This window comes from Pedobacter sp. KBW01 (genome assembly GCF_003852395.1).
In the GTDB taxonomy this organism is placed as follows: Bacteria; Bacteroidota; Bacteroidia; order Sphingobacteriales; family Sphingobacteriaceae; genus Pedobacter.
Genome location: NZ_QAJQ01000019.1, coordinates 75731 through 94339, shown reverse-complemented (window position 1 = coordinate 94339; position 18609 = coordinate 75731). Strand labels below are relative to the sequence as shown.

The window sequence follows — 18609 nt, the reverse complement described above, 5'->3', positions numbered from 1 at the left end:
CTCAGGATGCCGCATGAAGATCGGCAACCAAAAATTTGGTGCTAATCCTGCTCATGGTTTCCAAACGTATGCCTAAATAACTGGCCAGGTAGCGTTTGGGGACTTTATCAAAAGCCAACCCATTGGCTTCGAGTTTACGGTACCTTTTCGATGCATTGGGGATTCTTGCCAGAATTGCCCTGTCAGATGCAGCGTAGTAATGCAGCTCAAAAAGTTTTCTGCCAATCAGGTTAGCTTCCGGATAGTGCGAGTAAGCCGCCTCGATCAGGTTATACGGAATGCTAATCAACACGCAGTCTTCCAGCGCCTGTAAATATTCTATCGAATGGTTGTCATGGTCAAACGGGTGACGTATCGCACCAATAATCTCATTGCCGAAACTAAACCAGGTGCTGATATCTTTTTTTCCATCCTTAACAAATCCACGTACCAGGCCACTCACTAAAAAGTAAAGCGAAGTATTGTTGTCGATCGGTGAGAGTACATGTTTATACTTTTTTACATGAATTACCTTACAATTTTTTTCGTAAGAAGCTTTAAATTCACCCGAAAGGGGATGAAACTTTTCCAGGTACTGAAAAAGCGGAAGCATAGAAGAATGAGTGCTCAGATATTGCATTTATTAAACCTGCTAAATAGAAAAATTAATGGGACAGCATTTTCTCTGTAACCTCAAATCTGCTTGCCTGGCAAGTCATCGGATTTGTTTGGTTAACTATGCAAAGTTATTCCTCAATGCCAGAATCGCCCGCTATTGAAGGGCAATCGACCTCTAACTATTCAGCCGTTAGACCAAAAACAGGCCAAAAAGGGGCTTTTTAGCTTAATTCTTTGTTGAAATAGTTGGTAGGCATAACTCCCTTTTCTTTTTTAAAAGCATTGTAAAAAGTGGCCAGACTTTTAAAACCCGATTCAGATGCAATGGCCTCGATGGTTAACTTGTCGCTTTTTATGGGGTGCTGGACTAAAAAATGCTCGACCCTGTAACCGTTTATCCAGTCGCGAAAATTTTTGCCAATCGTATTGTTGATGATATAAGAACAATGGTGAACAGGGATATTGAGCTTTGCAGCCAGATCAATAATCTGAAACTCGTGAAGCAAATAAAGTTGTTCCTGTTCCATCAAAGTTCCCATGGATTGCGAGAGTTCAGCAAGCTGTTCTTCCGATAAGTTTACCTTTTTTGTGGGTTTTGCAATTTGTTCATCCTTTAAAGGCTGTAAGTTTAGGCTTGCCGCCTCGCTAAGGGCTACATCTGGTTCAAACTGCTCTCGTATATTTTTTTTATCCAAGTCTACCGATACTAGTAAATAACCATAAAAAATGTACGGTTTGTGCAGGGCATACAATACCAGGAATAGTAACGACAAGCAATTGATAATTACAAACGAGGGCTGGGTGTAGGAGATATGTAGTCCCCTTAAAATTACAGGGGTTAAGCTTAACAATTGAAAAAACGTGGCTACGCGGAGAAAGAAAACAATCCAGCGCTTTCCGGGTTCGTCGGTTTTGGTTGTTTTATCCATTTTTCGGTAATAATACACCCAGGCCAGGCATAAGTAAGAGAATACCAGAATAGGGCGTAAGGTGTAATGGAAATAGTTAGGGAAAAGCCCCGTTTGAGTTTTAAGTGAGAAGTAGCCATTGTCTGCCAACTGTTTCGGAATGGTGGCCCAGTCTAGCTCGGGCCAGCCTTGCCAGGGCAGCACATGGATAAGTGCCAACAACGCAGGAATAAAATGTAGCCACTGCCACTTTCGTAAAGCAGTACTTTTATTGATAAAGCCTGAAATATAAAGGTAAAAGCAAGCAGGAGCCGCGTAGTAGAGCGGGGTAAAGGCCTGAAATACATATACCAGTGTTATCGGTTTTTCGGCGGCAATGAGTGCAGAAATTAAAATCTGACCGAAACGGGCAAAAAATAAAAGTGAAAGTAAAACATTGAGTGTTTTGTTCCCTTTTTTTGCGAAAAATAGATTTATAGAGAATAGAAGCAAAAAAAGGCAGCAGGTGCTGACTAAAAGATTCAAAAACTGCATATTCCCAGCCAATATAAAGCTTTGTTAGAAAATAGCGCTGTACGAATTTATTTACAGCCATATCGTCTTGTTTTGTAAGCGGAAAGCGGTATTTCCCATTCATATGAAGCGCGTTTTCGCTACAGGTAACTCATCTTGCTGCTTTGGTAATGATAAAATTGCAAGGAAAAGAATGGATAATTACGAATTGCTAATAAATGAGTAGGTAGATAGGTTACGTTTCATGTCTTAAAAAAACAATCCTTTGTAAATCGAATAATTTTTGTTGCTATATTTTTTTACGCCATCGTTGCCGGAAGTCTAAAAATTATCAAAATCGTAAAATTTGCTAAAAGTTTGTAGGGTATGTTAGGATAATATAATTTTGACTACTAATACGATAGATTTAATATAGATTATGATTATTAAAAATAATACCTCTAATACTGTTCTGCTATCTGGTGTATCCTGTAGTCATTTTTCTGGTTTTTGCTGAACCTGATTTTTCTTTCAAATGATGTATGATCTTGCCTACATCAGTAATGCAATAAAATAACGCCACCGCCAAAAAAATGCGCTGGTTTAGGCTAACACAAAATATTAAATATGATACCCTGGTATAGAAAGGAGCGCACTAACAACAGATAATTACACTATTAATACAAAGGGAAAGTGCATTGCTGCACTCTCCACAAATCCGACCATTTAACCGGAGATCAATTGGCGTTGCATCCGGTCAATTTATTCAATGATCATGCTAAAATTATGAATTCTGCAGGAGAACTTTTCATGCTGATGAAGCTTGTTGCAAATTCATGATTGGCATAAACCAATATCCATTATGAAAATACGCGGAAAGTCCTGGAAGGACTCGCATAGTGCCCACTTTTCCAAAACATTTTTATTGCCCGGTTTAACAGGAATGCTCCTCATTGCTGCTCTTATACCGGCCTCGGCAAAAATAAACGGTGAGCAACCAAATATTAATTTCCCCAATCATTTAAATGTGGCTGGTACGGCCTTTAATCCGGTTTCTGGAGCAAAGCTGAAAGCAGTTACCATTAAGGGGAAAGTAACCGACGAAAAGAACCTGCCTTTACCTGGCGTAAGCGTTAGGGTTAAAGGAACTACTCAGGTGGTTTCAACTAATCCCGATGGTGAATTTCAGCTTGTTACCGATTTGAACCAGCCAACTTTAGTTTTCACGTATGTAGGTTACAAAACAAAAGAACTTGTTTACAATGGCCAACCGGTATCGGTAAAACTCGATCCCGATCAAAGTAAGCTCGAAGAAGTGCTTGTAGTAGGTTATGGTAGCCAAAGAAAAAGCGATGTACTGGGCGCTGTGGCCTCCTTTAATGCGAAAGCAGTAGAAGAAAAACCTATATCACGGGTAGAACAGGCGCTAATTGGTCAGATGGCTGGTGTGCAGGTAAGACAGCAAAGTGCTACGCCGGGTGCAGGTTTAAGTATTCAGGTGCGTGGTGCGGGCTCAATTACTGCAGGTAACGAGCCGCTTTATGTGTTAGATGGTTTCCCTTTAGATGTAGCCAGCCAAAATGCTGCCGGCGGTATTGCCAACAGTTCGCTAGATAACCTTAATCCTAACGATATCGAAAGTGTACAGGTGCTGAAAGATGCAGCAGCAGGAGCCATTTATGGGGCGCGTGCAGCAAACGGAGTGGTAATTATTACAACCAAGAAAGGGATTACAGGCAAAGCAAAAATTAGTGTAAATGCCAATGCAGGCATCAGTACTATAGCGCGGAAAATTGATATGCTCAGGGCCGATGAATGGGTGGCGCAGGCTACAGAATTGGCCAACAATGCCTGGGTGGCTTCTGGTACAGGCAGAACGAGCAGCCAAACCAATGTAGAACGCGCGGCGATTTTGGGGCTGGCCGCAGGAACGATTAATACAACTTACATGACTGATCCGCGCTGGGCACAGGCCGGGCACCCCGGACTTGATTATATAGACTGGCAGGATGCGATCTTTACGCGGGCACCCTATCAAAACTATGAGGTTTCGGCCAGCGGAGGCTCCGAAAATGTAAGTTATTTTATCTCCGGCAATGTGCTTAACCAAAATGGAACACTAATTAATTCCAACTTTAAGAATTACGGTATAAGGGCCAATGTAGAGGCTAATGCCAGCAAGAAACTCAAATTCGGAATCAATCTGGCACCATCTTATTCGGTTAACAATGCGCCTCCGGGAGAGGGAAAAGATAATCAGTTGATGAATGCCCTGCAAATGGTGCCTGTGGTTGAAAGCACCGCCGGGTTAAATTCTGGTGCTTACGGAAACAGTACCTATACCTGGGCAAGTCCTAGGCTCATCAGCCCCTATGCTTATCTCGAAACGGCCATCAATAAAATTAAAACTTCCAGATTACTGGCCTCCATCTATGCCGATTATCAGATTGTAAAAGGCTTATCACTCAGATCGAGCGTAAACTACGATAACGTAGACCGCAATACTTCAAGGTATACTTCCGATCAGGTTACGGTTGGCGTGGCTTCGGCATTATTAACCAATCCGGGCCTTTACTCTACAGGTGCTTATGCGGTAACCAAAAAACAGAATTTCCTGAATGAAAATACCTTGAATTATACCATCACAATCGCTGGCTTGCACAAAATATCGGCCATTGCCGGTGTATCGTACAATATTGTGCATACAGAAGGAGTGAGCCTGGCTACAGCCGGAGGTTTTGCTAACGATATCATTAAAACCTTAAGTAATGCCATTGCCAACTCGGCAGGGGTAACCACTACCGGAACTTCAACTGCGGCAAATAATACCTTGTTTTCGTATTACAGCAGGTTGCAATACGCCTTTAAAGATACATATCTCTTATCGGGTACCCTCAGAAGAGATGCTTCATCTAAGTTTGGCTCCGAAAATCGCTGGGGAACCTTTCCTTCAGTATCGGCCGGATGGAAAATTTCAGAAGAATCTTTTCTTAAGGATGTTAAAGCCATTAATGAGCTGAAACTGCGCTTAAGCTGGGGTAAATCGGGCAATAACAATATTGGCGATTACAATGCCATCAGTACACTGGTGAATTCGAATTACGTTTTTGGAGGCAATACACCTACCACGGCTACAGGCCAGGTGGTATCGGGCCTTGCCAATAAAGCGTTGAAATGGGAAACCTCCAATACATACGATTTGGGTATAGATTTAAGTCTTTTGGCCAACAGGATCAATTTTACTTTCGATGCTTATCATAAAAAGAATACCGACCTGTTGTTGAATTTGCCTGTATTATCGGCAAGTGGTTTTAGTACTAGCCTGCAAAACATTGGCTCTGTGGTAAACAAGGGGTTGGAGTTCGGTTTGAATACCGTAAACGTAAAAACAGCCAGTTTTACCTGGTCAATGAGCGCCAATATTGCCTTCAATAAAAATACGGTAACTGAGCTTGGGCCAACACATGCCGATATTGAAATTGCTTCTGCCTACAGTGGTAGTAATGCGCCCTATTTATTGCGCGAAGGGTTGCCCACATTTAGCTATTACATTACCAAAACAGACGGAATTTTAACTGCCGCCGATCTTGCGAATCCTGCAGTGGCCAAAGTATCTGGTCAGAAAGTAGGCGATGCAAAGTATATTGATGCCAACGGCGACGGAAAAATCAGTGCTGCAGACCGGGTAATTGGTGGTCAGCCTTCACCTAAATATACCTGGGGCTGGACAAACAATTTCAAGTACGGAAATTTTGATCTCGGTATACAGTTATATGGCCAGCACGGCGGATCGATACTTTCTTACCTCGGCAGAGCGATTGATTTTTCGGGTAGCACCACAGCAAATGTGCTCGGGGTGTGGAGAGACCGATGGAGTGCCGCAGATCCCAATCCAGATGCCCCGAGAGGTAAATTGGGCGCAAGCTATACTTATCCTAACGTAACCTCTGACTGGGTTTATTCGAGCGATTTTTTACGGGTGCAGAATATTACTTTGGGCTATAACCTGAAAGGTTTAATCAAAACATCGGGTATTTCTTCGGCAAGGATCTTTATCGCCCTTGAAAACTACTTCTCTTACGATGAATATAAAGGTGGGGCAAATCCCGAAGCCCAAAATACAAATGTAAGTGGCGATGCCAGTTACGCCATATCGGGCGATTATGGTTCTGCGCCATTAAGTAAAACTGCTTCAATTGGTATAAACATTGGCTTTTAGTAAAATAAGATGAAAACGAAAATATACTTAACCCTGTTCGCCGCATTGCTGCTACTAACCAGTTGCGAAAAACAGTTAAATCAAACACCAGAGTCGAGCTTAGCTACCGAAAACTTTTTTACCAACAATAACGACTTTCTTCAGGCGGTAAATGGGGTTTATTCGCAATTAAACAATTACCCCAGTCAGGCATTGTGGCTGGGCGAAATGCGCAGCGATAACATCAATGCAACTTCTGATGGTAACCGCGACTGGGACGGAATTAATAATTTTACCCCCAGTATTACCACTACTGGCTTTATATCAACTGCCTGGAAGGCCAATTTTAATGGTATTTATAATGCAAATACCGTGTTGGCTGCCCTCGAAACCAAAGGAAGTGTGCTTACGGCTGCAAATGCTACGCGTTACACTGCCGAAGTACGGTTTTTAAGGGCGTTTTATTATTTCTCTTTGGTAAGGACTTTTGGTCAGGTGCCATTAATTTCGACAGTAAAGAGTGCCGCCGAGGTGGCAACGATCCCCAGGAGTCCAGTGGCTGATGTGTATGCATTGATTGAATCGGATCTGCAATATGCAGCCACCAATTTACCCACAACCTTTACCGGTGCCGATCTGGGCAGGCCAACATCATATGTTGCAAAAGGGCTATTGGGATTGGTTTACCTCACCAAATCAGGGCCAACTTACGGTATAAACGGACCGGGGCTAAACAGCAACGAATACAATAAGGCTGCTGCCCAGTTCGATGCCGTACTTACTGGTAGTCCTTACAGTTTTGCCAATAATTATTCATCTATATTTTCTTATATCAACGAGAACAATAGCGAAGTCGTTTTCGATGTGCAGTTTGCGTCGAGTTTAAACGGTGCCGGTTTTCCTTCGCATTTGGTGCCTGTAGCTTACTGGACCAGCAATGGCATTTCCAATAGTTATGGAAATGGCTATGGGGCAAGTACTTTTCTGGTGGCTAAAAGTTTAGTAACTGCCTATACCACCAATACCGTAAGTGGAACAGATATCAGGTATTCTTTTAATGTGGCTACGAGCTACACACCAGGTCCATTTATTAAAAAATATATCGACGTGGCTAAAAAAGGTCTGTCTGGAAGAGATTGGTCTGTTAATTTTATTGTGCTGCGGTATACCGATATATTGCTCATGAAAGCAGAATGTATCTTGCATGGCGCTCCGGGTACGCAGGCCGATGTGGATGCTGCGGTAAACCAGGTAAGGGCCAGGGCAGGGGTAGGCGCATTATCCAATGTAAATATCCAAACCCTAATGCAGGAGCGGCAGAGAGAGTTTTTAGGCGAAGGTTTGCGCTGGAACGATCTGGTGCGCGAAGGATTGGCCATTTCGCAAATGAATGCCTGGAGAATTGCCGATGCAATTACCAAAATCAATGAGATTGTGCCGAATTATGTTATTTATCCGGTGCCGGCATCAGAAATTCAGACTGCTCCAGGACTTTATGTGCAAAATCCCGGCTACAATTAAGTTATATTTACGAAATGATCAGAAAAAGTTTAATTATAGCAGGTTTCTCCATCCTTTTTAGCGGATTGTCTGTTGCCCAGCGAAAACCAGGGCAGAAACCCAATATTGTTTTTATTCTGGCCGATGATCTCGGTTATGGGGATGTGGGTGTTTACGGACAAAAACTGATCCTTACACCCAATATCGATAAACTGGCCCGGGAAGGTACACGCTTTACCGAATTTTATGCCGGGGCACCAGTTTGTTCACCTTCAAGGGGTTCTATCCTTACCGGTCTCAATACCGGGCATGCTACCATCAGAGGCAATGCAACAGAGCAAGGCGGCCTTCCGGGTAAAAAAGGGAAAAATGTGGTGTACAGGGCAAACCTTACGCCGAACGATTATACCATTGGCAACCTGATGCAGGATGCAGGATACAATACCTCGTTGGTAGGGAAATGGCATGTTGACGGTTACGATTCGCTGGCTACGCCATTGCAAAGGGGTTTCGATAAGTTTTCGGGCTGGCTTATCAATGTACCGGCTACCTACGCCAGTACTTATTGGCCCGACCACCGTTATGTTAACGGAAAACTCGTAACGGTTGAGCCCAATACCAATGCCAGAAAGGGCTATTACGAAACCAATATCTGTACAGATGAGGCATTGGCTTACCTGAAAACGCAAAAAGACAGTAAAAAACCTTTCTTTTTGATGCTGAACTTTAACAATCCGCATTCGCCACTCGATGTGCCGGACCAGGCCATTTATAAAAATAAAAACTGGCCGGAAGATATGAAGACTTATGCCGCCATGGTGTATTACATGGACCAATCGGTAGGTAAGATTAAAGATTATTTGATTAAAAGTGGTTTATCGGAAAATACGATCGTCTTTTTTGCTTCCGATAATGGACCGCGGTCAGAACCTACCAGTCAGCTGAAGGCTGTATCCGAGTTTTTTGATTCGAATGGTCCGCTTAAAGGTTATAAAAGAGATATGTATGATGGTGGAATCCGTATTCCTTTTATTGCATGGGTACCATTTATTAAGAATGCCCCTAAAATGAGCGATGTACCCGGGTACTTTCCCGATATTATGCCCACATTTGGCGAAATTGCAGGTAAAACCAGCGGATTTAAAACCGATGGAGCCAGTATTTACCCCGTACTTAAAGGCGTTAAACCAAAAACAGACCGTTTTCTGTATTGGGAGTTTTTTGAGTTGGGCTTTGAACAAGGTGTTCGTTATGGCTGGTGGAAAGGCGTAAAAAGACACCATAAACTAGAGCTTTACGATTTAAAGACCGATATTGGCGAGACAAAAGATGTGGCGGCAGCCCATCCGGATATTGTTAAGGAAATAGAAGATTATCTTTTAACAGCAAGAACGGATTCGCCTTACTGGACGGTAAAATAAAGTAACCGTTGGAAGTTAAATGCTGCGTTGTAGCTTACTGATTGAGGTAAGCTACAACGCAATATTATTGTCTCTTTTAAACGATAACGGCGATAAACCCGCATGTTTTTTAAAGTATTTTCCAAAAAAGGAAGGATTGCTGAAATGAAGCTCTTCGGCAATTTCCGAAATGTTCAGCACATGTCCGGTAAGCAATAATTTAGCTTCCCTGATTACAAAATCGTCTATATGCTCTCCGGCCGATCGGCCTGTAACCTGTTTAACAACCTGTGAAAGATGCCTTGGGGTAATGTGCAGGCAGTTTGCGTAATAAATTACCCGTTTTTCTATTTTGAAACGCTCTGCTACCAGCGATAAAAACCGATTGGTAAGTTCTACTTTGCTGTTTATGGCGGCTGAAGGTAGTTTCTTTTGCTTTTCGTTCAGCAAAAAAATATCATATACAATAGATAAGAAGCTATTGTGTATAATATCGTCGATATGACGGGTGTGTTTTGAAATGGAAAGCCGGTTTTGAAGCGCCATCATATCGGCCAGTACCTGCTCATATTCGGCTTTTGAAAGCGAAAACTTTAACAATTCCTGTCCATTAAATATCTTGTAAGTTTCGGCAATATTAAAAAATATGCCCTTGCGTGCGAGGTAGCTTTTGTTGAAATGCGTAAAAATAACGGTGGCATTGGGTTCCTCGGGTATTTCGTAAATATGATCGGGCATCATACATAAAATATCGCGGTAGTTTAAAGTATGCTCTACAAAATTGATTTTTATTTTCAGGCTTCCCTTTTTTACCATTAAAATTCCGAAATCGGCAGATCGGAAAGGCGATTTAGGACAATCACTTTCACTGGCACTATTGTATATCGACACCATAAGCTCAATGCCCGTTAGGGTATCAGGATAATCTGATGATGATGGCTTTTTGACCGGATGCAATTGTCCCATGCTGGTGTTAAATTATTAGGCTAATTAGTCGTTTAAATCGTTTAGGTTTTTCCGTTTCTGGTTGTGCTGAAAACGCCCGGTTTTTCCTGCCTTCAAATGTATGTTTCGACGCATAATTTTTTATTATTTTTTAAAAATTTGACGAAAATTTGATAAAAAACCAATCATTTGATTAATTTTTTGTGATGGTGTTTTGTTTCTTAATTTATTAAAAATTAGTGTTTTATATTGTTTATTGTGGTTTTTGTGGTGTTTTTGAGGTGGTTTTTTGAATTTTACTATTTTATTTAAAAAGTCAAATAGTAGAACGGTCAACTCATCTAAATGTCATATTCAACCGATCCACCTTTTTGACCAATATATCCTACCTTTCAACCTTTTTTTAGGTCAGATTCTGCGTTAAAATTGTGTTAACAAAACATCAGATAAAAGTGAAGGCTAGCGGCTTTTTGCTAATGGAATTGATGCGTTTGGTGTAAAATGATATGCTTAAACCAAGACAGAATAACAGCATTCGGCATGCGTAAAAAACTACAGGATAGAATTGCTTCATTTAAAGATGCAACACTTATAAAAGAAAAAGGATTGTACCCATATTTCAGGTCAATTGAATCGGCTCAGGATACCGAGGTGGTTATTAACGGGAAAAAAGTGCTCATGTTTGGCTCCAACTCCTATTTGGGACTTACCAATCACCCCGAAATTAAACAGGCTTCGAAAAATGCCATCGATAAGTATGGTACGGGTTGTGCAGGTTCGCGCTTTTTAAATGGTTCACTCGATATTCACCTGGAGCTGGAGCAACGGCTTGCAGCCTATGTAGGGAAGGAGGCGGCGGTACTGTTTAGTACAGGCTTTCAGGTAAACCTGGGGGTAATATCCTGCCTGCTCGATCGGAACGATTACCTCATTCTGGATGAGTACGACCATGCCTCTATTATAGACGGAAGCAGGCTTTCCTTTTCGAGGACGATAAAATACGCCCATAACGATATGGATGATTTGCGGAGTAAACTGAGCCGCTTACCGGCGGATTCGGCCAAACTCATCGTTTCTGACGGTATTTTTAGCATGGAAGGTGATTTGGTTAATTTACCCGAAATGGTCGAAATAGCCGACGAATATGGTGCAAACATCATGATGGATGATGCGCACAGTTTGGGGGTAATTGGTTTTAACGGGGCAGGTACTGCATCACATTTTAACCTTACCAATCAGGTAGACCTCATTATGGGAACTTTCAGTAAATCTTTGGCTTCATTAGGCGGTTTTATTGCCGGCAATACCGAAACCATCGAGTTTATTAAGCATCGGGCCCGCTCGCTGATGTTTAGTGCAAGTATGCCACCTTCGGCTGTAGCCAGTGTTATTGCTGCTCTCGATATTATAGAAAGAGAACCCGAGCGTATTGATAAACTTTGGGCCAATACCAATTATGCTAAACAGCTTTTGTTAGATGCCGGATTTGATATCGGTCACAGCAACAGCCCCATTATTCCGGTTTACATCAGGGATAATACAGCAACTTTTATGATCACGAACATCTTGCAGGAGAATGGCATATTCGTTAATCCGGTGGTATCGCCTGCAGTGCCTTCCGATTCTTCGCTAATCCGCTTTTCGCTTATGGCAACGCATAGTTTTGAGCAAATAGAAACGGCTGTTGAGAAATTGAAAGCGGCTTTTGTTGCGGTTAATGTTAACCTGTTAAACGTGAGGTTATGAGGGTAATTAAGCCAGTTTCGGATAAAAAAGATTTAAGGGCCTTTATTGATTTCCCACATACACTCTATGCCAGCGACCCCAATTATGTGCCCGAACTTTTTATTGCCCAAAGAGATTTACTTACACCGGGCAAACACCCGTTTTTTAAACATTCTACCATTGCGCTTTTTTTACTGATAGATGAAAATGAAATTGTCGGGCGTATTGCAGCCATCGAAAATACCCGCCACAATGAGGTTTATGATGCAACAGATGGTTTTTTCGGCTTTTTCGATTGTATAAATGATGAGGCGGCAGCTAAACAATTAATCCATACGGTACACCAATGGCTGGAGGCAAGGCAGCTTACGCGTGTACTTGGCCCAGTAAATTTTTCTACCAACGAGGTTTGTGGTTTATTGATTGAAGGTTTTGATGGGCCACCGGTTGCCATGATGCCCTACAACGCACCCTATTATTTGCCACTGCTCGAAAAAATGGGTTATGTAAAAAATGTAGATCTGCGGGCATATCGCTATACCGCCGGAAACTATAGCGACAGGTCGCTTAAGCTGATGGATCGGATTAAAGAAAGGCTGTTAAGAAACAACATCACCATTCGTACCATCAACATGAAAAAATTTGCTGAGGAACGTGATGCCTTACGCGAGGTGTATAACCGTGCCTGGGATAAAAATCTGGGTTTTGTGCCTATGAGCGATGCTGAATTTGAATACACCGCCAATGATCTTAAACTGATTCTCGATCCTAAATTCTGCATCATGGCCGAGCAGGATGGCAAGATTGTAGGTTTTGCACTGGCTATCCCTGATATCAATCAGGTACTGATCAAGATCAAAAGGGGAAGACTGTTTCCAACCGGGCTGATTAAGTTACTGGCCAATAAAAAGAAGATCGATGGCATCAGGATTATGCTGCTTGGTGTGGTAGATGGTTACCGGAAGATAGGGATAGAAGCCTGTCTTTATGGTGAAATTATCAGGCACTTTTTGGAAAAGAAAATGAAATATGCCGAGGCCAGCTGGACACTCGACCACAACGATATGGTAAACAGGCCCATTGAAGATATTGGCGGAAAACTGTACCGTAAGTATCGAATTCTGGAAAGAAACCTATGAAAAAGCGGATTTTAATTACCGGGGCTACAGGTTTTGTTGGCTTTCATTTAATTGAAGCTGCCTTGGCAAAGGGGCTGGAAGTGTTTGCCAATGTACGCAAATCGAGCCAAACCGCGCATTTGCAAGGCTTAGGGATCAATTTTGTGGAGCTAGACTTCGAATCGATTTACCAGATGGCGAAGCATGTGCAGGAGTATAAATACGATTATGTGATCCACGCTGCAGCAGTAACCAAAGCCGAAAACCTCGATCAATATCATAAATATAATGCAGGCTATACCCGTAATCTGGCCATTGCGGTAGCGCAGGCAGCACATCAGGTAGAAAAGTTTGTGTTTGTAAGTAGCCTCGCTGCATTGGGACCATTAAAAAACGCAGGTAGTCAATTGAGCGATAACGGAGCATCAAACCCGGTAACCCATTATGGTAAAAGCAAAGCTTTGGCCGAAACCTATTTGCAGCATATCGATAACCTGCCCTGGCTGGTGTTTCGGCCAACGGCGGTGTACGGCCCGCGGGAGCGCGAAATATTGATGGTAATTAAAGCCATAAACAGAGGCCTGGAGGTGTACATGGGCGATAAAGAACAGCAACTCAGCTTTGTTTATGTAAAAGACCTGGCTCAAATTATGGTCAGCTCGCTGCAATCGGCAATGGTTAACAAAAGTTACAATGTTTCTGATGGGCATGTTTATGGCCGGTCGGCTTTTGCTGAACACGCAAGGGCGATTATGCAAAAGAGAACATTTAAAGTACAGGTACCTCTGTCGCTAATTAAAGGAATTGCCTGGAGCCTTGAAAAAGGGTATAAGCTGATCCGTAAAATGCCAACACTAAACATCGATAAAGTGAACGAGCTCACGGGCATTAACTGGAGCTGCGACATTAAAAATATTAAAAACGACCTCGGTTACAGTCCGCAATACCAGCTGCAACAAGGTTTGGAAGAAACAATAAAATGGTATCAGATTAACAAATGGTTATAAGTATTTAAATAAGATAAGATGACAGAACAAGTAAAATCAGCAAATGGCAAACTTGGAATATTAATGCCAGGCCTAGGTGCAGTAGCTACAACCATGATTTCTGGTGTAGCAGCAGTGAAAAAAGGATTATCAAAACCAATTGGCTCGCTTACGCAGATGGGTACGATCCGCATTGGCAAACGTACAGAGAAGAAAGAACCTAAAATTAAAGATTTTGTTCCTTTGGCGGCACTGGAGGATTTGGTTTTTGGCGGTTGGGACGTTTACGAAGATAACGTTTATGAGGCGGCCATGAACGCACGCGTATTGGATGCCAATTTATTGCGCGATGTAAAAGAAGAATTGCAGGCCATTAAACCCATGCGTGCTGCTTTTGATCGCAACTATGTTAAAAACCTGGACGGCAAATATGTAAAAGATATCGATAACCGTTACGAACTTGCACTGGCAGTGATGGACGATATTAAAAACTTTAAGGCCGATAACAATTGCGACCGCATTGTACTGGTTTGGTGTGGTTCTACCGAAATTTATTTTGAGCCTTCGGAAGTGCACAGTTCGCTGGCTGCTTTTGAGCAGGGATTAAAAGACAACGATTCGCGTATTGCCCCAAGTATGATTTATGCTTATGCCGCTTTAAAACTCGGTATTCCTTTTGCCAATGGCGCGCCTAACTTAACGGTCGATATTCCGGCCCTGATTGAGCTGGCTAAAGAAACCAATACGCCGATTGCCGGAAAAGATTTTAAAACCGGACAAACCCTAATGAAAACCATTCTGGCTCCAGGCCTTGCAGCCCGGTCGCTGGGTGTAAACGGTTGGTTTTCGGATAATATTTTAGGTAACCGCGATGGTTTGGTACTTGATGATCCGGATAACTTTAAAACCAAAGAGGTATCTAAACTAGGCGTGCTTGAAGATATTTTTAAACCAGAAATCAATGCCGATTTATATGGCGATATGTACCACAAAATCAGGATCAATTACTATCCGCCTCATGGCGATAATAAAGAGAGCTGGGATAACATCGATATTTTTGGCTGGTTAGGTTATAAAATGCAGATCAAAATCAATTTCCTTTGCCGCGATTCGATTTTAGCTGCCCCAATTGTATTGGATTTAGCCTTGTTTATCGATTTGGCCAAACGTGCAAACCTTTCAGGTATTCAGGAATGGCTTTCGTTCTACTTAAAATCGCCGCAAACCATTCCGGGAGTACCTGCAGAGAACGATATTTTCAAGCAGTTAATTAAGCTTCAAAATACTTTACGCTACATTATGGGCGAAGAGCTGATTACCCATTTAGGGCAGGATTACGAAGAAGAAGTGGTAGAAACGGCATAGTGTTTTTTCACAAGTTCATATCTACAGCCCTGGGTATAGGCTACATTGGCAAGGGGGCAGGTACCGTCGCTGCGGCGGTTACCTGCGTCCTCTGGTGGTTTTTACAAACGCCGTACACCAATCCGCACCTCTGGCCTTTTTTATCATCCATATTTATTTTGCTGATTGGTGTAATTACAGCCGATGAGGTAGAAAAAGTATGGGGCAAAGACCACCAAAGGGTAGTGATAGATGAAGTAGCCGGAATGGGCATAGCTTTGCTTTGTGTGCCGTTAAAATGGCCGTATTACCTCATGGCGTTAATCCTTTTCAGGTTTTTCGACATTGCCAAGCCTTTTTACATCCGGCATCTGGAAGTACTACCAGGTGGCTGGGGTGTAATGGCTGATGATGTACTGGCAGGGATTTATGCCAATGTGGTTTTGCAGGGTATTATCCTTTTAGGCCTGTTTTAGTATGCTTATCTTTTTAAAAGCCCAGGCTTCTTCGTTAACGGCTTCGGCAACCGATTTTTTAATCACAGCCTTAACCGTAAGCATTTTCGGTTGGTGGTACCTGGCCGGAAGCATGATCGGAACAATTTCGGGGGGAGCTGTTAATTTTTACATCAACCGGAATTGGGTTTTTAATGCCAGCTTAGCAGCAATGAAGAAACAAATCATCAGATATATGCTGGTATGGCTGGGCAATTTATTACTGGTAACCTTTTTCGTTTACCTGCTTACCCGTTTTTTCAATCTCAATTACCTGTTCTCCAAAATAGCCGTTTCCGTAGTAATGGGACTCAGCTATAATTATTATATGCAAAAGCAGTTTATTTTTCCCGTAAAATGAAAGTTATTTATTCATTTTTTATAGTCTTGGTTTGGGTTGCAACAGGTTTAAGTGCTTTTGCACAGAAAACAGTTGTTACCGGTAATGTGCGCGATGCCGTTTCCAAAGAGCCGCTACCTTACGTATCTGTATTTTTTAAAGGCACTACTATCGGAACCCAAACCGACCTTAACGGGAATTATGCGCTCAGTTCGTCGAGCCAGCAAGAAGGATTGAGCTTTAATTATATCGGCTACATTACCTTGTCGAAAAACATAATGCCGGGTTTTGAGCAAAAACTGGATGTTGCGCTAGTACCCGATGCAAAAGCACTGGGTGAAGTTACTGTGGTGGCTGGTAAAAAAGCGCGTTACCGCAATAAAGATAACCCGGCCGTTGAACTGATCAGGCAGGTAATTGCCCACAGGGAAGAAAACCGGATTAGCAATTTCAATACAGCCGCCTTCAGGCAGTATGATAAAATGCTTTTTTCGATGAGCAATGTATCCGAAAAATTTAAAAATAAGCGCATTTTCAGAAATTATCAGTTTCTTTTTCAGCAGCAGGATTCTACCTTAATTGGTGGTAAAAACCTGTTGCCCATTTATATACAGGAGAAATTAACCGATAAATATTTTGCCAGCGATCCAACACGGAACAAATCGGTTATCATTGGCGAGAAACAGGTTAATTTCGATCAGCAGCTGGTTGATAACAACGGCATGAAGGTTTATTTCGAACGCATGTACCAGGATATTGATATTTATAAAAACAATATCTCGGTGATCAGCAACGAGTTTTTAAGCCCGATTGCCAATGCTGCACCTTCTTTCTATAAGTTTTTTATTACCGATACCATTAAAACAGGTCACGGAGAGGTAATTGAACTTGCTTTTACCCCCAGAAACGGTACTGATATGCTTTTTGAAGGGAAATTATATGTGAGCAACGATTCGCATTTTGCCGTTACAGGAGTATCGATGGGGGTAAATAAAAACATCAACCTTAATTTCGTAAGGGCTTTAAAAATTGATCTGGATTTTGAACCCACGCTTTCGGGCAAATACAGTTTAGCCAAAAGCAAGCTAATTGCCGATTTTGGACTGGGCAAAACCAAGGGGATGGGCTTTACAGGTGAGCGTTCTTCGACCTATAAAAATTACCAATACGATATTAAACTACCCGATACTATTTTTCAGGGTAGGAGTATTGTATCGGTTGCAGGCGCCTCTGCCCGCGATGATCAGTATTGGGAAAAGAACCGATTAGATCCGTTATCAAAAGAACAGGCAAAGATCTACCACAACATCGATACCCTTCAAAAAATACCTTCTTTTCAGCGTACGGTAAAAATTGCGACGCTGCTTTTTGCCGGCTATGGTAACCTTGGTCCATACGAAATCGGCCCTGTTAATACCTTTTACAGCTTTAACAATGTAGAGGGGTTTCGACTGCGCTTTGGTGGCCGCACTACACCCGAACTCAGCAAGCGGTTTTATTTTGAAAATTATGCCGCTTATGGTTTCAAAGATGAAAAGTGGAAATTTTTTCTTTCCGCAACCTATTCCATTAACAACAAATCCATTTATCAGTTCCCACAAAATTATGTGCGGGCAAGCTTTCAGCGCGATACGAAAATTCCTGGTCAGGAGCTGCAGTTTGTGCAGGAAGACAACTTTCTCCTGTCGTTTAAGCGTGGATTAAATGATATGTTGCTCTACAACGATTTTTACCGCCTGGATTATGTGCATGAGTACGAAAATCACTTTTCTTATGCTTTTGGGTTTAAAAAGTGGAGCCAAACACCTGCAGGAGGTTTGAACTATCAGGCCAATGGTGGCGGATTTATTAACCGCTTAACCACCAGTGAGCTTTCGCTCGCTTTGCGTTATGCGCCTAACGAAAAGTTTATCCAGGGCAAAATTTACCGTGTACCCATTGCCGATCGTTATCCGGTATTTAACCTGCGTTACACGGCCGGAATAAAAGGATTGTTGGGTGGCGAATACAATTACCATAACCTTACCGGAAGCGTAGATAAGCGCTTTTATCTTTCGCAGCTGGGTTACAGCGATGTTACTTTCGAAGGCAGTTATATTGCTGGCAGGGTGCCTTTTCCATTACTAGCGATCCATCGGGCTAACCAAACCTATGCCTATCAGCTCAATTCGTATAACCTGATGAATTTCCTGGAGTTTGTGAGCGATCACTACGTAAGCATTAACATCGACCATAATTTTAACGGGTTTTTCTTCAACAAATTACCGCTAATCAAAAAGCTGAAACTAAGAGAAGTGGTTTCGTTCAAAGCGCTTTACGGTGGTTTACGCGATGAAAATAACCCGGCATTCGGCAGTGGTCTTTACCAGTTGCCGGCATTCGATAATGGTTTGCAGAGAACCTATTCGCTGGGCAAAGAACCTTATATGGAAGGTAGTGTGGGCATTGGCAATATTTTTAAATTATTGAGGGTTGATCTGGTTAGGCGTTTTACTTATCTGGATAATCCGGAGGTGGCTAAATGGGGGATCAGGGCAAGGGTTAAATTTGATTTTTAAATAA

General features: G+C 42.2%; 13 protein-coding genes. 10 read left to right on the top strand and 3 right to left on the bottom strand.

Annotated elements, in window-relative coordinates; genetic code table 11:
• Position 1: 1 nt before the first annotated feature.
• Together DBR40_RS18330 and DBR40_RS18325 are read right to left on the bottom strand one after the other, a co-directional pair.
• On the bottom strand, positions 2–619 hold the full coding sequence (locus DBR40_RS18330; protein WP_124561191.1) for a Crp/Fnr family transcriptional regulator: 618 nt from the start codon (positions 617–619) through the stop codon (positions 2–4).
• Between the two features lie 199 nt (positions 620–818).
• A complete protein-coding gene (locus tag DBR40_RS18325) occupies positions 819–1997 on the bottom strand; it encodes a helix-turn-helix domain-containing protein (protein WP_158674081.1) in 1179 nt (392 codons plus the stop codon).
• 862 nt (positions 1998–2859) lie between these two features.
• Here DBR40_RS18325 and DBR40_RS18320 point away from each other — a divergent pair.
• Genes DBR40_RS18320 through DBR40_RS18310 form a run of 3 tightly spaced genes read left to right on the top strand, consistent with a single transcriptional unit; the run spans position 2860 to position 9116 of the window.
• The gene (locus DBR40_RS18320) at positions 2860–6216 is read left to right on the top strand and encodes a SusC/RagA family TonB-linked outer membrane protein (protein WP_233603928.1); all 3357 of its coding nucleotides are present in this window, start codon (positions 2860–2862) and stop codon (positions 6214–6216) included.
• Positions 6217–6225: 9 nt separating this feature from the next.
• Positions 6226–7716, top strand: coding sequence for a RagB/SusD family nutrient uptake outer membrane protein (locus tag DBR40_RS18315; protein ID WP_124561189.1), 1491 nt, complete (start codon positions 6226–6228; stop codon positions 7714–7716).
• Between the two features lie 14 nt (positions 7717–7730).
• Positions 7731–9116: an arylsulfatase gene (locus DBR40_RS18310; RefSeq protein WP_124561188.1), complete on the top strand. Its 1386-nt coding sequence runs from the start codon at positions 7731–7733 to the stop codon at positions 9114–9116.
• A 51-nt stretch (positions 9117–9167) separates the two neighbouring features.
• On the opposite strand, the gene DBR40_RS18305 is transcribed toward DBR40_RS18310, so the two are convergent.
• On the bottom strand, positions 9168–10061 hold the full coding sequence (locus DBR40_RS18305) for an AraC family transcriptional regulator (RefSeq protein ID WP_124561187.1): 894 nt from the start codon (positions 10059–10061) through the stop codon (positions 9168–9170).
• 519 nt (positions 10062–10580) lie between these two features.
• Here DBR40_RS18305 and spt point away from each other — a divergent pair.
• The 7 genes from spt to DBR40_RS18270 are packed head-to-tail and all read left to right on the top strand — an operon-like array spanning position 10581 to position 18605.
• Positions 10581–11786, top strand: a complete 1206-nt coding sequence (spt, locus tag DBR40_RS18300; protein ID WP_124561186.1) for a serine palmitoyltransferase — start codon at positions 10581–10583, stop codon at positions 11784–11786.
• Positions 11783–12904 (top strand): hypothetical protein, encoded by a 1122-nt coding sequence (locus DBR40_RS18295; protein ID WP_124561185.1) that lies wholly within the window; start codon positions 11783–11785, stop codon positions 12902–12904. The genes spt and DBR40_RS18295 overlap by 4 nt, the downstream gene beginning before the upstream one ends.
• Positions 12901–13890 carry an NAD-dependent epimerase/dehydratase family protein gene (locus DBR40_RS18290; protein ID WP_124561184.1) on the top strand — a complete coding sequence of 330 codons (990 nt, stop codon included), beginning with the start codon at positions 12901–12903 and terminating at the stop codon, positions 13888–13890. The genes DBR40_RS18295 and DBR40_RS18290 overlap by 4 nt, the downstream gene beginning before the upstream one ends.
• Before the next feature lie 18 nt (positions 13891–13908).
• Positions 13909–15234, top strand: coding sequence for an inositol-3-phosphate synthase (locus DBR40_RS18285; RefSeq protein WP_124561183.1), 1326 nt, complete (start codon positions 13909–13911; stop codon positions 15232–15234).
• Positions 15234–15689, top strand: coding sequence for a phosphatidylglycerophosphatase A (locus DBR40_RS18280; RefSeq protein WP_199748384.1), 456 nt, complete (start codon positions 15234–15236; stop codon positions 15687–15689). The genes DBR40_RS18285 and DBR40_RS18280 overlap by 1 nt, the downstream gene beginning before the upstream one ends.
• 1 nt (position 15690) lies before the next feature.
• Entirely contained in the window at positions 15691–16068 is a 378-nt protein-coding gene (locus tag DBR40_RS18275) for a GtrA family protein (RefSeq protein ID WP_124561181.1), read from the top strand.
• The gene (locus tag DBR40_RS18270) at positions 16065–18605 is read left to right on the top strand and encodes a DUF5686 and carboxypeptidase-like regulatory domain-containing protein (RefSeq protein WP_124561180.1); all 2541 of its coding nucleotides are present in this window, start codon (positions 16065–16067) and stop codon (positions 18603–18605) included. Before DBR40_RS18275 ends, DBR40_RS18270 begins: the two co-directional genes overlap by 4 nt.
• The last annotated feature ends 4 nt before the right edge of the window (positions 18606–18609 follow it).

What these genes read in the sequence shown, in the direction of transcription:
- spt (WP_124561186.1), top strand. Translation starts at nt 10,581, where the DNA reads ATGCGTAAAAAACTACAGGATAGAATTGCTTCATTTAAAGATGCAACA.
- DBR40_RS18315 (WP_124561189.1), top strand. Translation starts at nt 6,226, where the DNA reads ATGAAAACGAAAATATACTTAACCCTGTTCGCCGCATTGCTGCTACTA.
- DBR40_RS18285 (WP_124561183.1), top strand. Translation starts at nt 13,909, where the DNA reads ATGACAGAACAAGTAAAATCAGCAAATGGCAAACTTGGAATATTAATG.
- DBR40_RS18320 (WP_233603928.1), top strand. Translation starts at nt 2,860, where the DNA reads ATGAAAATACGCGGAAAGTCCTGGAAGGACTCGCATAGTGCCCACTTT.
- DBR40_RS18330 (WP_124561191.1), bottom strand. Translation starts at nt 619, where the DNA reads ATGCAATATCTGAGCACTCATTCTTCTATGCTTCCGCTTTTTCAGTAC.
- DBR40_RS18305 (WP_124561187.1), bottom strand. Translation starts at nt 10,061, where the DNA reads ATGGGACAATTGCATCCGGTCAAAAAGCCATCATCATCAGATTATCCT.
- DBR40_RS18275 (WP_124561181.1), top strand. Translation starts at nt 15,691, where the DNA reads ATGCTTATCTTTTTAAAAGCCCAGGCTTCTTCGTTAACGGCTTCGGCA.
- DBR40_RS18270 (WP_124561180.1), top strand. Translation starts at nt 16,065, where the DNA reads ATGAAAGTTATTTATTCATTTTTTATAGTCTTGGTTTGGGTTGCAACA.
- DBR40_RS18310 (WP_124561188.1), top strand. Translation starts at nt 7,731, where the DNA reads ATGATCAGAAAAAGTTTAATTATAGCAGGTTTCTCCATCCTTTTTAGC.
- DBR40_RS18295 (WP_124561185.1), top strand. Translation starts at nt 11,783, where the DNA reads ATGAGGGTAATTAAGCCAGTTTCGGATAAAAAAGATTTAAGGGCCTTT.
- DBR40_RS18290 (WP_124561184.1), top strand. Translation starts at nt 12,901, where the DNA reads ATGAAAAAGCGGATTTTAATTACCGGGGCTACAGGTTTTGTTGGCTTT.